Below are 15,210 nucleotides of genomic sequence, written 5' to 3' on the forward strand. Positions count from 1 at the left end.
CCCCGCTGTCAAGCTGGCGCAAGCATAACGCGATGCGTCGAACCGTGCCCGTACGATGGAGTTTGCCGACCATGACCTCACCTTCCGCCGATACGCCGGTCGCTTCGGCGCCGCCGCCAGCCGCGCCCGCTCGCTCGCGCTGGCCGGCCATCGTCGCGATCGCCGCGATCGCGCTGCTGCTCGTCGCATTGCTCGTGTACGAGTTCGACGCACGCGATCGCGGCACCGACGACGCGTACGTGACCGGTCACCTGCACGTGATCTCGCCGCGCGTGGCCGGCACGGTCGAGCATGTGCTCGTCGACGACAACCAGTTCGTGCATGCCGGCGACCCGCTCGTGCAGATCGACCGGCGCGACTTCGACGTGCGGGTCGCGGCGCAGCGTGCACGCGTCGCCCAGGCGCATGCCGATGCGAGCCGCGCACACGCGCTGATCGAGCAGGCGGACGCGGCACTCGTGTCGGCGCACGCCGATGCCGACAAGGCCGAACTCGATTACGCCCGCGCACGCGAACTGACCCGCGAGACGCCGCGCGGCTTGTCGAAGCAGGAGTTCGACGCGGCCGATGCCGCACGCAAGTCGGCCCGTGCGCGCGTCGCGGCGGCCGATGCGCAACGGCGCAGCGCCATCGCCGCCGCCGAGGCCGCCGACGCCGCGGCGAGCCAGAACGACGCCGAGTTGCGCGACGCGCTTCTGCAACTCGGCTACACGGCCGTCGTCGCGCCGTCGGACGGCTACGTCGGCAAGAAGACCGTCGAGACGGGCGAACATGTCGCGCCGGGCCAGGCGCTGCTCACGCTGGTCGAGCCGCATCCGTGGATCGTCGCCAATTTCCGCGAGACGCAGCTGCGGCACGTGCGCGCCGGCGACGCCGTGCAACTGCGCTTCGATGCGCTGCCGCAGCGCACGTTCACGGGGCGCATCGACAGCCTGTCGCCCGCGACGGGCGCGCAGTTCGCGCTGCTGCCGCCCGACAACGCGACCGGCAATTTCACGAAGGTCACGCAGCGCGTGCCCGTGAAGATCCTGCTCGACGGCCCGGCCGCGACGGAGCCGCGCATCCGGCCCGGGCTGTCGGTGGTCGTCACGCTGCAGGGCGGCGGCGAATCGCGATGAAGCACGCATGCTTACTGCTCGCCGCGAGCCTGCTGGCCGCGTGCTCGATCGCGCCGCAGCCGCTCGCGCCCGTGCCGGTCGGGCACGACGGGTTCCGCCATGCCGATCCTTCGACCGGTCCGTCAACCGCTACGCGCACGCCGTCGCTCGCTGCGTGGCCGGACGGGTTCGGCGACCCGCAACTCGGCCGCCTCGTCGACGCCGCGCTCTCGCACAACCTCGATATCCGCGTGGCGGCCGCGCGCGTCGACCAGGCGCAGGCACTGCTCGGCGTGCGCGATGCCGCGCTGGCGCCGACCGTGCGCGTCGATCCGTCATTCAGCCGCACGCGCGTCTCCGGCACGGTCGACAACGCGCTGCCGAAGCGCACGATGCACAACTGGTCGGTTCCCGTCGCCGCGAGCTACGAAGTCGATCTATGGGGCCGCTTGCGCGGCGATGCCGACATCGGCGAACAGAACGTGCTGCAGGCGGCGGCCGACCGCGATGCGGTGCGTCTGCGGGTGGCGACCGAAGTGGCCGTCGACTATCTGACGCTGCGCTACGTCGACGACGATCTCGTGACGCTCACGCGCGCGATCGGGCTGCGGCGCACCGCGCTCGACGTGATCGCCGCCCGCGTGCGGGCCGGCGCGGCGAGCGATCTCGACGGGCTGCGCGCGTCGGCCGATCTCGATACCGCGCATGCCGATCTCGCGGAGAGCCGCCGGCTGCGCGAGAACCTCGTCGACGCCATCGCAGTGCTGACCGGCGTGTCGCCGACCGCATTCGACGTCGGCACGGGTACCGTGCTCGTGCAGGTGCCGGACGTGCCGTCCGGGCTGCCATCCGCGCTGCTCGCCCAACGCCCGGACGTATTCGCGGCGGCACGGCGCGCCGATGCGGCGTCGCTCGAACTGGGCATCGCGCGCACCGCATGGCTGCCGACGCTGACACTGACCGCCGACGGCGGTTTCGCCACCCGCGACCTGCGGTCGTTTCTCGACCGCAACAGCTCGCTGTGGAGTCTCGGCGCGAACGTCGCGCTGACGCTGTTCGACGGCGGCAAGCGCGATGCCGAGGTGGCTGCCGCGCGTGCCGGCATGGACGCAGCCGACGCGAACTATCGCGCGATCGCGATCGGTGCGTTGCGCGACGTGCAGGACGCGCTCAACGACATCGCCGCGCAAAAGGAGCGGATCGTGCGCTACGACGACGCGGCGCGCGCGACGGATGCGGCGGCCCGGCTGTCATTGAGCCGTTATGCGCATGGGTACGTCAGCTATCTGGAAGTGATCGACGCCGATCGCGATGCGCTGAATGCGCGACGCCAGCTGATTCACAGCCGGCAGGCGCTGGCCGTCGCGACGGTGAGCCTCGTGCGCGCATTGGGCGGCGGGTGGACGCCGCCGGCGCGCGCCGGCCGGGACGGATTGCGCGACGCGACGCAGGCGGACGCGCGATGAATCCATCGAGCGGCCCGCACCTGCGTCACGCGCTCGCGAGCCGATGTGCGTCCTCGCCGAGAAACCGGTGCACGAAGGTCACCGCCATCGCGCCTTCGCCGACCGCCGACGCGACGCGCTTGACCGATCCCGATCGCACGTCGCCGGCCGCGAACGATCCCGGCACGCTGGTTTCCAGGTGGTACGGCCGTCGCTCGAGCGGCCACACGCGCTCGAACGCCGGACAGTCGTACAGGTCGCCGCCGGTGACGAGATAACCGTCCGGATTGCGGATGATGTCGGTGTCCTTCGCCCAGTCGGTATTCGGCGCGCCGCCGATGCACACGAACAGGCGCGTGGCCGGCAGCCGTTCGCACGTGCCGTCCGCCGAGCGAAGCTCGATCGCGTCGAGCCAGCCGTCGCCGTGCAGCGCGGCGACGCTCGACCGGTAGCGGACCTCGATGTTCGGCGTGCGCTCGATCCGGTCGATCAGGTAGCGCGACAGCGTGTCCGCGAGCGACGCACCGCGCACGAGCATCGTCACCTGGCGCGCATGCCGCGAGAAATTCATCGCGGCCTGGCCGGCCGAATTGCCGCCACCGACGATGAATACCTGCTCGCCCGCGCACATCGGCGCTTCGCTCGACCCCGCGCCGTAAAACAGCCCCGCATTCAGAAACGCCGGCTCCTCCGGCAGCCCGAGGCTGCGATATTCGATGCCGGTCGCGCAGATGTTCGTGCGCGCGACCAGGATCGACCCGTCGGCGAGCTCGACGCGGATCTTGCCGTCGACGAACGTCGCATGCACGCCCTCGCGCATCGTCAGCAGCTCGACGCCGAACTTCACCGCCTGCTCGCGCGCGCGTTCCGCGAGTTCCGCGCCCGGAATGCCGTCGGGGAAGCCCATGTAGTTCTCGATCAGCGAACTCGTGCCGGCCTGCCCGCCTATCGCGCCGCGCTCGATCACGACCGCGCGCAACCCTTCGGACGCCGCGTAGACCGCCGCCGACAGCCCGGCCGGCCCCGCGCCGTAGATCGACACGTCGTATTCGACGAAGCGCGGGCGCGCGACCCAGCCGAGCCGCGCGGCAATCTCGGCCAGGGTCGGCTGGTACAGGCGCGAGCCGTCCGGAAAGATCACGACCGGCAGCCGGATGTCGCGCAGCGGCGCGATGCCGAGCACCTGCGCGCAGTCGGCGTCGGAGGTCAGCTCGCACCAGTCGTACGCAATCATGCGCCGCTGCAGGAAATCGCGGATCGCGTACGCGTCCCTGCTGCGCGGCAGACCGACGATCCGCACGTGTTGCGGTTGATCCATGAGCGCCTCCCGATGATGTCGATGTCGGATGCGGTTCGGCCGGTGCCGCGGCGTGGCCGAACGCATTCGCGACTGTACGCTGCCGCCGCGCGCCGCGCGGGCCGCTTCATGACAATTAAGGTCCGGCCGCGACGCGACGCTGCACAATGCCGCGTATCCCTCCCGCTTGCGGCCGCGTGCCGGCCGTGCCGCGAGCGTCGCTCCCGCGCCGGCATCGGAGCGCAAGATGGCCAACGCCTGTACGCATCTCGACGAAGCACGCGTGTTCGACACCGACAAGGACTACTGTGAGGAATGCATCAGATCGGGCAGCGGCTGGGTACATTTGCGGATGTGCCTGATCTGCGGGCACGTCGGTTGCTGCGACTCGTCGCCGAATCGCCACGCGAGCCGACATTTCCGTGACACCGGCCATCGGCTCGTCCGCTCGATCGAGCCCGGCGAGCGCTGGATCTGGTGCTACGCGGACGAAGTCGTCGCCGGCGAGATCCCGTCTTGACGCAGCGCGCGGGGCCGCCGCGACACGGCGCGCCCGTCATCCGCGCCGCGCGCCGCACCCGGTCGATCCGGGGCCGGACACCGTTCAGAACGTTTCAGCGCCGCTTCAGGCCATGATCGCGGCCGCTGCGTAGACTGCCGTTCATGAGCTGCCGCGCAGGACGACGCTTGCGCTCGTTATCGACTGCTGGAGTGACAAAAATGATCCCCGTCGCCAATCACCGCCGCGCCGCAAGACGGTCGCGGCCGCACCGGACGGCCACGCACGGCCGATACGCATCGTCCGGTGTTACCGCGCATCGCATGACCTGCGCCGCACCGCTTCGCCTGGAGCGCGCATGAAGCACAAACGACTCTGGATCGGCGCGGCCGGCATCGCGATCGCGGGCGTCGCGGTCGCGATCGGCATCATGGTGCGGCCGTCGATCGCGCCGATCGATCCGCCCGCCCCTACTTCGTTCGACCCGCAGCTGGTGCGCGCCGGCGCGCGCGTCGTCGCACTCGGCGACTGCGTCGTGTGCCATACCGCGAAGGACGGCAAGCCGTTCGCCGGCGGCCTGCCGCTCGCGACGCCGTTCGGCACGATCTATGCGACCAACATCACGCCGGATCCGGAAACCGGCATCGGCCGCTGGTCGCGCGACGCGTTCGCCCGCGCGCTGCGCACCGGCATCGGGCGCAACGGCCAGCCGCTGTACCCGGCGTTTCCGTACATTCATTTCACGAAGATGTCGGACGACGACATCGCCGCCGCGTATGCGTACCTGATGACACGCACGCCGGTTCGCGCGACGACGCCGGCCAACGACCTGGTGTTTCCGCTGAACTTCCGGCCGTTGGTCGCGTTCTGGAACGTGCTGTTCCTGCGCGAAGGCGCGTATCAACCCGACCCCGCGCTGTCCGCGCAATGGAACCGCGGCAGGATGCTCGTGGACGGGCTCGGCCACTGCGCGTCGTGCCATTCGCCGCTGAACGCGATCGGCGGCGAAGAGCGCGGCCGCGCATTCGACGGCGGCATCGTCGACGGCTGGGAAGCGCCGCCGCTCAATGCGCTCGGCCAGGCCGCGCGGCCGTGGACGCAGGCGCAGCTCGTCACGTACCTGCGCACCGGCCGCGCGAGCGAGCACGGCGCGGCGGCCGGGCCGATGCTGCCGGTCACGCGCGATCTCGCGACGGTGCCGGCGGAAGACGTCGAAGCAATCGCCGCGTACATCCTGTCGATCCAGAAGCCGGCGAACGGGCATGCGGCCACGGCCGCCGCACCGGCCGAACGTGCCGCGACGACGCCGGCCGCGCAGCGCGGCGCCGTGCTGTTCCAGGCATCGTGCGCGCAGTGCCACGGGCCGGCCGCGCCGATGCAGTCGATCGGCGAGCGGCCGACGCTCGCGTTCAGCACGGCCGTGAACGCCGATACGCCGCGCAATACGATCCAGATGATGTTCAACGGCATCGGCTGGCACGGCGAGGACACATTGAACTACATGCCGTCGTTCATCGACCAGTACGACGACGCGCAGATCGCCGATCTCGCCGCTTACGTGCGCGCGACCTACACCGATCGCCCCGCATGGTCCGGCGTCGACGCGATGGCCGCGAAGCTCAGAAAAGAGGACACAGCCCGATGATTACCCTCACCGTCAACGGCGTGCGGCACACGCTGGACATCGATCCGTCCACGCCGCTGCTGTACGCGCTGCGCAACGACCTGCACCTGCACGGCGCGAAGTTCGGCTGCGGCCTCGGCCAATGCGGCGCCTGCACGGTGATCGTCGACGGCAAGCCGACGTTCTCGTGCCTGATGCCGGTGGCCGCGGTCGGTGCGCGCAGCGTGCGCACCATCGAGAGCCTCGGCACTGCCGAGCATCCGGGCCCGCTGCAGCGCGCGTTCGTCGAGCATCAGGCCGCGCAGTGCGGCTACTGCATCGCGGGGATGATCATGCGCGCGCAGGCACTGCTCGAGCGCAACCCGAAGCCGACCGAACAGGAACTGCGTACGCACATGGAGCCGAACCTGTGCCGCTGCGGCACGCACATGCGGATCCTCGCGGCCGTGCGCTCGGTCGCGGGGCTGCCGCCCCCCGAACCGGCTTCCGCTCCCGTCACGATCAGCAAGGGGCTGTAATGAATTCCCACGACGACATCGACGAAGGCCGCCGGCACTTCATCGTCTCCGGCGCGCTGTTCGTCGCGTTCACGCTCGCGCCGGCCGCGCGCGCGGCCGCACAGCTCGTGATCGCGGACGAAGGGGCCGCCGTGCACGTGGCAAAAACCACCCAGACGCTCGCGGGCAGCCTGAAGACCAATCCACTGCTCGACGCGTGGATCAAGATCGCGCCGGACGGCAAGGTCACCGTATTTACCGGCAAGGTCGAGCTCGGCACCGGCGTGCGCACCGCGCTGCTGCAGGTGGCCGCCGAGGAACTCGACATGAATCCGTCGCTGATCACGTTCCTGACAGCCGACACCGGCGCATCGCCCGACGAGGGGTTGACCGCGGGCAGCCACACGATGGCCGACAGCGGTTCCGCGCTGCTGAACGCGGCCGCGCAAGTGCGCGCGCTGCTGGTGGAAGGCGCGGCGAAGCGCTTCGGCGTCGACGCGCGCACGCTGACGACCGCCGACGCAGTCATCAAGGCGCCCGACGGCCGCACGATGACCTACGGCGACGCGATCCGCACCGTCGACCTGCATCGCAACGCCGCGCCCACGTCGCCGCTGAAGAGCCCGGCGACGTTCACGGTGATCGGCACGTCGCTGCCGCGCGTCGACATCCCGAACAAGGTAACGGGCGGCGTCAGCTACGTACAGGACATGCAGTTGCCCGGCATGCTGCACGCACGCGTCGTGATGCCGCCGGTGTACGAAGCGAAGCTGCTGTCGTTAGATGAAGCGGCGATCCTGAAGCTGCCGGGCGTCGTGCGGATCGTGCGCAACGGCAGCATGCTCGCGGTGGTCGCGCAGGGCGAATGGCAGGCGGTGGTCGCGCAGCGCGCGCTTGCCGCCGCGTGCCGGTGGTCGCCCGGGCGCAAGCTGCCCGATCGCGCCACCGTGCATGCCGACCTGAAGCGGATCTCGACGCAGCGCATCGAGATCGCGAACACGCACACGGCCACCGCGCCGGCCGCGAAGACGCTCAACGCGACGTTCCTGAAGAACTACCTGCTGCACGGCTCGATCGGGCCGTCGTGTGCGGTCGCACACCTCGAGAACGGGACGATGACGGTGTGGACCCATTCGCAAGGCGTCTACCCGCTGCGCGACGCTCTGGCCGAGATGCTGTCGATGCCGAAGGCGATCGTGCGCTGCATTCATACCGAAGGGTCCGGCTGCTACGGACACAACGGGGCCGACGACGCAGCCGCGCACGCGGCGCTGATGGCCGCCGCGATGCCCGGCAAGCCGATTCGCGTGCAGTGGATGCGCGAGCAGGAACACACGTGGGATCACTTCACGCCGGCGATGGTGACCGAGGTCAGCGCATCGCTCGACGCGAACGGCCGCATCGTCGACTGGAATTACGCGTTGTGGAGCAGTTCGCACAACGAGCGGATCGTCAATGCCGGCCGGCTGCTGCCGGCGCGGATGCTTGAGCCGCCGTTCGTGCCCGCGCCGTCGACGCCGATGCTGCAACCGGAGGGCGGCGCCGATCGCAACGCGATTCCGCTGTATGCGCTGCCGAACCAGCATATCGTCAACAACTTCTCGCCGACGATGCCGCTGCAGACGTCCGCGATGCGCTCGCTCGGCGCACACACCAACGTGTGGGCGATCGAAAGCTTCATGGACGAGCTCGCGCACGCGGCCGGCGTCGATCCGGTCGAATTCCGGCTGCGTCACATGGAAGACCATCGCGCGCGGCAGGTGATCCAGCTCGCCGCGAAGCACTTCGGCTGGCCGCGGCCGCCGCGCGCGCGCAACCGCGGCGTCGGCTTCGCGTTCGGCAAGTACAAGAACCTGATGGCGTACGTCGCGCTCGCGGTCGAGGTGTCGGTCGTGCCGGAAACCGGCCAGGTGACGCTCGAGCACGCGGAAGCCGCCGTCGACGCGGGGCAGATCGTGTCGCCGGACGGGATCCGCAACCAGATCGAGGGCGGCATCCTGCAGGCCGCGAGCTGGACGCTCTACGAAGCGCTGAAGTACGACACCGAACGGATTCGCAGCTTCGACTGGAGCAGCTACCCGATCCTGCGCTTCTCGGCCGCACCGCAGAGCGTGAAGGTCCATCTGGTCAATCGCCCGGGTGCACCGTTCCTCGGCGCGGCCGAGGCGTCGATGGGGCCGACCGCCGGTGCGCTCGCCAACGCGATCTTCGATGCGACCGGCCAGCGCATGCGCGAAATGCCGTTCGCCGGCGACGCGCTGAGAAAGCGCATCGACGCCTAGCGGTTCGATCACACCCGCCACGCGACACGCTATATCCGATACCCGACAAGACGGCGCCGGCACGCACCGGCGCCGCATGCAGACAGGCTGGAGAACTTCCGACGATGGATACCTTGCTTTCGATGCGCGTGTTCACGCGCATCGTCGAAACCGGCAGCTTCACCCGCGCCTCCGACACGACCGGCCTCACGACGCCGCGCGTGTCCGCGCTGCTCAGCGCGCTCGAACAGCACCTCGGCTGCCGGCTGCTGAACCGCACGACGCGCCGCATCTCGCTGACCGAGGACGGCCAGGCATACTACGAACGTTCCGTCGCGGTGCTGCGCGAAATCGACGACATGGAAGCGTCGGTCTCGCAGGCGCGCAACGTGCCGCGCGGCCGGCTGAAGGTGAACCTGCCGCCCGCGATGGCCAAGCAGGTCGTGGTGCCCGCGCTGCCCGCGTTCCTCGATGCCCACCCCGGCATCATGATCGAACTCGGCGTGACCGACCGGCAGATCGATCTCGTCGGCGAAGGCGTCGACTGCGTGGTGCGCATCGGCGCGCTCGACGACTCGGGGATGATCGCGCGGCGCATCGGCAGCCTGACCACCTGCACGTGCGCGTCGCCCGCGTACCTGGCACGGTTCGGCGAGCCGGAGACGGTCGACGACCTCGCGCAGCACGTGGCGGTCAGCCACATCTCGGCCGATACCGGGCGCCCCCGCGTATGGGACTACGTCGTCGACGGCGAGCCGCGGGTCGTGCAGATGTGCGGCACGGTCGCCGTCAACGATGCGGACAACTACATCGAGTGCGGCATCGCGGGCATCGGCCTGATCAAGACGTCGCTGTACCTCGTCGAGCCCTATCTGAAATCGGGCCGGCTGCGCGAGGTGCTGACGGATTTCAACGCGCCGCCCCGGCCGATCTCGGTGCTGTATCCGCCCAATCGCCACGTGCCCGTCAAGCTCAAGGTGTTCGTCGACTGGCTCGCGGGCCTGTTCGAGCAGATTCCGACGCTGCAGGGCAAGCGCGGCTGACCGGGCGCGGCGCCTTTGCGTGCCGCGCAACGCTCGATTGCGCGGCGGCCCGGTTCCGGTTTTATCGACCGGCCAATAGTATGGGCGGCAACGCGGTGCACCGTATCGCGCGCCCGGCGAACTCCATGCAGGCGCGGCGACACGGTGACCCACCTCTCTCTTCTCAAGGAGCCCACCATGTCAGCCGATTCAACGCCGCGCGCGCAGCCTGCGCACGGCACCCAACTCACGCAGGGGTTGATCCTGCTGTTCGCATTCAGCTGCGGCGCGATCGTCGCGAACCTGTACTACGCGCAGCCGATCACGGAACTCATCGCGCCCGGCCTGCACATGTCCGGCGGCACGGCGAGCCTGATCGTGTCGTTGACGCAGATCGGCTATGCACTCGGCCTGTTCTTCATCGTGCCGCTCGGCGACCTGCTCGAGAACCGCAAGCTGATGATCGTGACGGCCGTCGTGTCGATTGCAAGCCTCGCCGCGGCGGCGTTCGTGCGCACACCCGGGCTCTTTCTCGCGATTTCGCTGCTGATCGGCTTCAGCTCGGTGGCCGTGCAGATCCTCGTGCCGCTCGCCGCGCACCTCGCGCCGGATCATTCGCGCGGCCGCGTGGTCGGCACGATCATGAGCGGGCTGCTGCTCGGCATCCTGCTGGCCCGCCCGCTGTCGAGCGTCGTGGCCGACGCGTTCGGCTGGCGTTTCGTGTTCGCGGCGGCCGCCGTGCTGATGACGCTCGTCACGGCCGTGCTCGCGTTGACGATTCCGCAGCGCCAACCCGACCATCGCGCGACCTATTTCGAGCTGATCGGCTCGCTGCTGCAGCTGGTTCGCACGATGCCTGTCCTGCGCCATCGCGCGTTCTACCAGGGCCTGATGTTCGCGTCGTTCAGCCTGTTCTGGACCGCCGTGCCGGTCGAGCTGACGCGTCACTACGGACTGTCGCAGTCGGCCATCGGCCTGTTCGCGCTGGTCGGGGCGATCGGCGCGACGTCGGCACCGGTGGCCGGGCGCCTCGCGGACGCCGGCCATACGGTGCGCGCGACGCTGATCGCGCTGGTCGCCGGCACGCTCTCGTACGCGATCGGGTTCGTGCACGGCACCGGCCTGTACGGGCTCGTCGTGACCGGCATCGTGCTCGACTTCGCGGTGCAGATGAACATGGTGCTCGGCCAGCGCGAGATCTACGCGCTGCACGCGGCAAGCCGCAACCGGCTGAACGCGCTGTACATGACGAGCATCTTCGTCGGCGGCGCCGTGGGCTCCGCGCTCGCAAGCCCGCTGTACGAGCATGGCGGGTGGACACTCGTCGCGGCGGTGGCCGGGGCGTTCCCGATCGTCGCGCTCGCGCACTACCTGCTCGTCGGCCGGCCGCACGCGCAACGTCACGCACTCGGCTGAACCCCGCCGCCCCCTTCAAACTTCAAACCGATTCGTTCGCGGGGCGCGTCGCCGCCCCGCTCCACGCCGAAGAAAAGGAGTCCATCATGTCTTCCCTGCTCAGTGCCTATGATCTGCGCGGCCTCGCGCTGCCGAACCGCGTCGTGATGGGGCCGATGACGCGCTCGCGCGCGCCGTCGCGCGGGCTGCCCACCGAACTGATGGCCGAGTACTACGCGCAGCGCGCGTCGGCCGGCCTGATCGTGACCGAGGCGACCAACGTCAGCCGCGCGTCCGCCGCGTTCGAGCTGACACCGGGGCTCGTCGACGATGCGCAAGCCGCCGGCTGGAAAGTCGTCACCGATGCCGTGCATGCGCGCGGCGGGCGCATCTTCGCGCAACTGTGGCACGGCGGGCGCGTCAGCTCGCTGACGCTGCTCGGCGGCGCCGTGCCGCTGTCGCCGTCCGGCGTGAACGACGACCTCGAACAGCTGCAGGTATGGGCACAGTTGCAGAACGGCTACTACACGAAGATTCACGCGACGCCGTCGCGCGCAATGACGACCGACGAAGTCGTCGCGGCCGTCGATGAATTCCGGCAAGCGGCCACGCGCGCGATGGCCGCCGGCTTCGACGGCGTCGAGATCCATGCGGCCAACGGCTACCTGCCGCACCAGTTCCTGTCGTCGACGCTGAACCGCCGCGACGATCGCTACGGCGGCTCGCTCGCGAACCGCGCGCGCTTTCTTGCGGAAATCATCGATGCGGTCGGTGGCGTGATGCCGCTCGGCCGCGTCGGCGTGCGGATCTCGCCGTACGCGAAGTACAACAACGTGCGCGATGCCGATCCGGATGCGACGCTCGCGTACGTCGGCCGGATGCTCGACGACGCGGGTGTCGCCTATCTGCACGCGGCCGACACCAACGGCTGGAGCGGCGAGCCCGATCTGCCGCGCATCGTCGAGCACGCGCGCCGGTCGTTCGGCGGCACGCTGATCGTCAACGGCGGTATTTCACCGGACGCGGCAAACGCGTTGATCGACGCGGGCGACGCCGATCTCGTCGCGTTCGCACGCGCCTATATCGCGAACCCCGATCTCGTCGAACGCCTCGCGGCACGCGTCCCGCTCGCGGAACCGAAAGCCGTCGGCTGGTACGGCGGCGACCGCGCCGGATACGTCGACTATGCGCGGCACGACGCGGCCGGATCGCCCGCGTAGCCGGCAGATGCGCCGCGCACGGCACGGGGCGTCGCGCACCCCGTCGCGATACCTCGGCCTGCGCGGCCGATTCCCGCGCGATGCAACGGCGCCGTCAAGCGTCGCTCCACCGCGCCCCCAGCACGCGCCCGCAGAAATTCGGCCGATGGAAATCCGGATCCGCGCGTTCGAGCACGTCGGCGCTCCACGTGCCGAAAGTCGACTGCGGCCGATGCTCGACGCCGCGCGCGACCGCGGCAAGGAACGTTTCGCGAAATCCGCTGCCGCGCGGGTAAGCCGCGAGCAGCGCGGTGCGCTCGTCGGCGGTGTAGCTGTCGAAATCGGTTGCCATCAAATCCGTCGACACGGCGCGTGCCAGCGCGCGGGCGAGCGGCGACGCTCGCTCGGCCACACCGGGCGTCGTATGCAGCGCGATCGCGTGCCAGACGTCGTCGCGCATGCTGCGTGCGCGCCGATGCCGCACCAGCAGCGCGCGCGCGGCATCCGCGCCGTCGAGCTCGTAACGCTCGGGCGAGCGGCAGTAAGCGGGGCTCAGCCCCATGTTCGCGTACATCGCGGCGACGTACAGCGCATCGGCATCGCACCCTTCGCCTGCACGCCGCGCGGCGAGCGACGCGAACACGAACACGCGCGCGGCATGATCGGCGAGCGCGGCAGGCAACGCTGCACGTGCCGCGTCGGCCGCCTCGACCGCAAGCGTCGTGCGCGGAATGCTGACGCCGGCCACTTCGTCGCCGGTCGACGGTGCGCGTGTGTGCGCAACGTTCATCGTGTCTCCTTCCTGTCCCGCGCACGGGACGAAAAATCGTTCAAGGCCATGCCGCGCGATGGGGTGCGTGCCGGCTAGCACGCGACGCAGCGGCGGCCGCACGCGTCGCAGCGGTCGCCGGCCGCGCAGGCCGTCGGATGGCGCGGCCGCGCGAAGCGGCGCCCGGGGCCGCGTGCCCGGCACGCATCGGTGCCGGGGTTCATGCATGCGTCGCCCGCCGCCGATGCGCGCGGGCTGCCATGCCCGTTCGCGCCGGCTTCAGGCGTGCCGCCGCCATCGGCGACCGGCGACCATCCGGGGCTGGCGGGCGGCGGCGGCGGCGCGAGCGACGCGTATTCCCGCTCCGCATGCACGACCTTCCCGTCGACGATCGTCAGCACCGACGACAGCTGCGGGATGCGCGGCGTGTCGATCGTGAAATAGTCGTCGCTGAGCACCGCGAAATCCGCGTAATGGCCGGGCACCAGCGCCCCCTTGCGATGCTCGTCGGCGGAGAACCACGCGCTGCCGACCGTGTAGCAGCGCAGCGCCTCCATCCGGCCGAGCCGGTTGCGCGGCGGATACAGCACGGTGCCGCCGACGCTGCGCCCCGACACCATCCAGTGCAGCGCGACGAACGGGTTGTAGCTCGCCGCATCCAGCGCGCCGGAGCCTGCCCCGACCGGCAACCCGGCCGCGAGCATCGCGCGGATCGGCGGCGCGCGCGTCGCCGCGGCCGCACCGTCGCGCGCGATGAACGCCTCGCCCTGGAACGCCATGCGCGGCTGCACGGTCACGCCGCCGCCCAGCGCCGCCACGCGCGCGATGTTCGCATCCGACATCGTCTCGCACCGGTCGAAACACCAGCGCAGCCCGGCGAACGGCGTATCGCGGTTCACCGCCTCGAACACGTCGAGGAAGCGGCCGATCGCCTCGTCGTAGGTCGCATGCAGCCGGAACGGCCAGCGGTGGCGGACCAGCAGCCGGACGACGGCGGTCAGTTCCGCGTCGACCGACGCGGGCAGTTCGGTGCGCGGGTCGAGAAAATTCCCCAGATCTACCGCCGAAAACAGCAGCCGCGCGCCCGCGCCGTTTGCGCGCAGGAACGCATCGCCGTCGCCGGGCGAGGTCAGCGCAATCCACTGCGCGAAGTCGTCGATTTCCCGGCCGGCGTGCCGTGCGCCCAGTGCGTACGCGATGCGCGTCGTCAGTTCGCCGCGGCGTGCAAGCGCGATGACCGCCGCGTAATCGTCCGGATACGTCAGGCCGTCGCCGCCGGCGTCGATCGCGCTCGTCACGCCCACGCGGTTCAGCGCGCGCATGAACTGCCGCGTCGAATTGACCCGGTCGGCCGCGCCGAGCACCGGCGCATGCGCGAGCGCCGCGGCCAGCACGGCCGGGTCCGGGCGCGCGAGCAGCAGCCCGGTCGGCCGCCCATGGCGGTCGCGCCGCAATTCGCCGCCCGGCGGATCGGGCGTGTCGCGCCCGTACCCGATCGCGCGCAGCGCGGCCGCATTCAGCCACGCGCTGTCGCCGAGATGCTGGACGAACACCGGCGTATCGGGTGCGATCGCATTGAGCTCGGCCACCGTCGGGCCGCGCTTCTCCGCGAACTGCAGCGCGGTCCAGCCGCCGCCCACGCGTACCCAGTGCGGCGCAGGCGTGCGCAAGGCCTGCCGATGCAGCAGGTCGAGCGCGGCGGCGAGCGACGGCACGCCGTCCCAGCGCAACTCCAGGTTGAAGTTCGCGCCGCCGCGGATGGCCTGCAGGTGCGCGTCGACAAGCCCGGGGATCACCGTGCGGCCGTTCAGGTCGATGCAGGTCGTGTCGCCGTGCGCATGACGCAGCACGTCGCGATCGTCGCCGGTCGCGACGATGCGCCCGTCCTTCACCGCAAGTGCGCTGACGAACGAGCGCTGCTCGTCCTGGGTCGCAATCTTGCCGTTGAAGACGACGAGGTCCGCCGCGCGCGCGGGTTCCGTCGCTCTAAGCACCGTCGGGCCTCCCGTGCGCACGCGCACGCCGCGCCGCGCCGCGCGTGCGTCGCATCGTCGAACGACGGAAACCCGCTGCGTCGCCCGCATCGGCACGCATGCCGCGATCGC

The 15,210-nt window shown here is 70.4% G+C and carries 12 protein-coding genes; 9 read left to right on the forward strand and 3 right to left on the reverse strand.

What is annotated here, in order from left to right; translation table 11 throughout:
* The first annotated feature begins 71 nt into the window (after nt 1-71).
* Nucleotides 72-1,118: an HlyD family secretion protein gene (locus FFS49_RS30165; protein WP_105817761.1), complete on the forward strand. Its 1,047-nt coding sequence runs from the start codon at nt 72-74 to the stop codon at nt 1,116-1,118.
* Nucleotides 1,115-2,563, forward strand: a complete 1,449-nt coding sequence (locus FFS49_RS30170; RefSeq protein WP_105817760.1) for an efflux transporter outer membrane subunit — start codon at nt 1,115-1,117, stop codon at nt 2,561-2,563. The genes FFS49_RS30165 and FFS49_RS30170 overlap by 4 nt, the downstream gene beginning before the upstream one ends.
* Before the next feature lie 25 nt (nt 2,564-2,588).
* On the opposite strand, the gene FFS49_RS30175 is transcribed toward FFS49_RS30170, so the two are convergent.
* The gene (locus FFS49_RS30175) at nt 2,589-3,860 is read right to left on the reverse strand and encodes an NAD(P)/FAD-dependent oxidoreductase (protein WP_105817759.1); all 1,272 of its coding nucleotides are present in this window, start codon (nt 3,858-3,860) and stop codon (nt 2,589-2,591) included.
* Nucleotides 3,861-4,086: 226 nt separating this feature from the next.
* Between FFS49_RS30175 and FFS49_RS30180 the strand changes: the two genes are divergently transcribed.
* From FFS49_RS30180 to FFS49_RS30210, 7 genes are all read left to right on the forward strand, one after another.
* The gene (locus FFS49_RS30180) at nt 4,087-4,359 is read left to right on the forward strand and encodes a UBP-type zinc finger domain-containing protein (protein WP_039362765.1); all 273 of its coding nucleotides are present in this window, start codon (nt 4,087-4,089) and stop codon (nt 4,357-4,359) included.
* A gap of 337 nt (nt 4,360-4,696) precedes the next feature.
* Complete coding sequence (locus FFS49_RS30185; RefSeq protein WP_105817758.1) at nt 4,697-5,983, forward strand: cytochrome c; 1,287 nt, start codon at nt 4,697-4,699, stop codon at nt 5,981-5,983.
* Nucleotides 5,980-6,480, forward strand: a complete 501-nt coding sequence (locus FFS49_RS30190; protein WP_039362674.1) for a (2Fe-2S)-binding protein — start codon at nt 5,980-5,982, stop codon at nt 6,478-6,480. The genes FFS49_RS30185 and FFS49_RS30190 overlap by 4 nt, the downstream gene beginning before the upstream one ends.
* Complete coding sequence (locus FFS49_RS30195) at nt 6,480-8,741, forward strand: molybdopterin cofactor-binding domain-containing protein (RefSeq protein ID WP_137910129.1); 2,262 nt, start codon at nt 6,480-6,482, stop codon at nt 8,739-8,741. The genes FFS49_RS30190 and FFS49_RS30195 overlap by 1 nt, the downstream gene beginning before the upstream one ends.
* A gap of 104 nt (nt 8,742-8,845) precedes the next feature.
* Complete coding sequence (locus tag FFS49_RS30200) at nt 8,846-9,763, forward strand: LysR family transcriptional regulator (RefSeq protein ID WP_105817756.1); 918 nt, start codon at nt 8,846-8,848, stop codon at nt 9,761-9,763.
* A gap of 177 nt (nt 9,764-9,940) precedes the next feature.
* Entirely contained in the window at nt 9,941-11,158 is a 1,218-nt protein-coding gene (locus tag FFS49_RS30205) for an MFS transporter (RefSeq protein ID WP_105817755.1), read from the forward strand.
* 86 nt (nt 11,159-11,244) lie between these two features.
* Nucleotides 11,245-12,357 (forward strand): alkene reductase, encoded by a 1,113-nt coding sequence (locus FFS49_RS30210; protein WP_105817754.1) that lies wholly within the window; start codon nt 11,245-11,247, stop codon nt 12,355-12,357.
* Between the two features lie 94 nt (nt 12,358-12,451).
* On the opposite strand, the gene FFS49_RS30215 is transcribed toward FFS49_RS30210, so the two are convergent.
* Both FFS49_RS30215 and FFS49_RS30220 read right to left on the reverse strand, forming a co-directional pair.
* Nucleotides 12,452-13,126: a phosphohydrolase gene (locus FFS49_RS30215; protein WP_105817753.1), complete on the reverse strand. Its 675-nt coding sequence runs from the start codon at nt 13,124-13,126 to the stop codon at nt 12,452-12,454.
* Between the two features lie 74 nt (nt 13,127-13,200).
* Nucleotides 13,201-15,099 carry an amidohydrolase gene (locus FFS49_RS30220; RefSeq protein WP_105817791.1) on the reverse strand — a complete coding sequence of 633 codons (1,899 nt, stop codon included), beginning with the start codon at nt 15,097-15,099 and terminating at the stop codon, nt 13,201-13,203.
* Between the last annotated feature and the right edge of the window lie 111 nt (nt 15,100-15,210).

The sequence above is a fragment of the Burkholderia sp. 4NA327C6 genome, from assembly GCF_005502655.1.
In the GTDB taxonomy this organism is placed as follows: domain Bacteria; phylum Pseudomonadota; class Gammaproteobacteria; order Burkholderiales; family Burkholderiaceae; genus Burkholderia; species Burkholderia contaminans.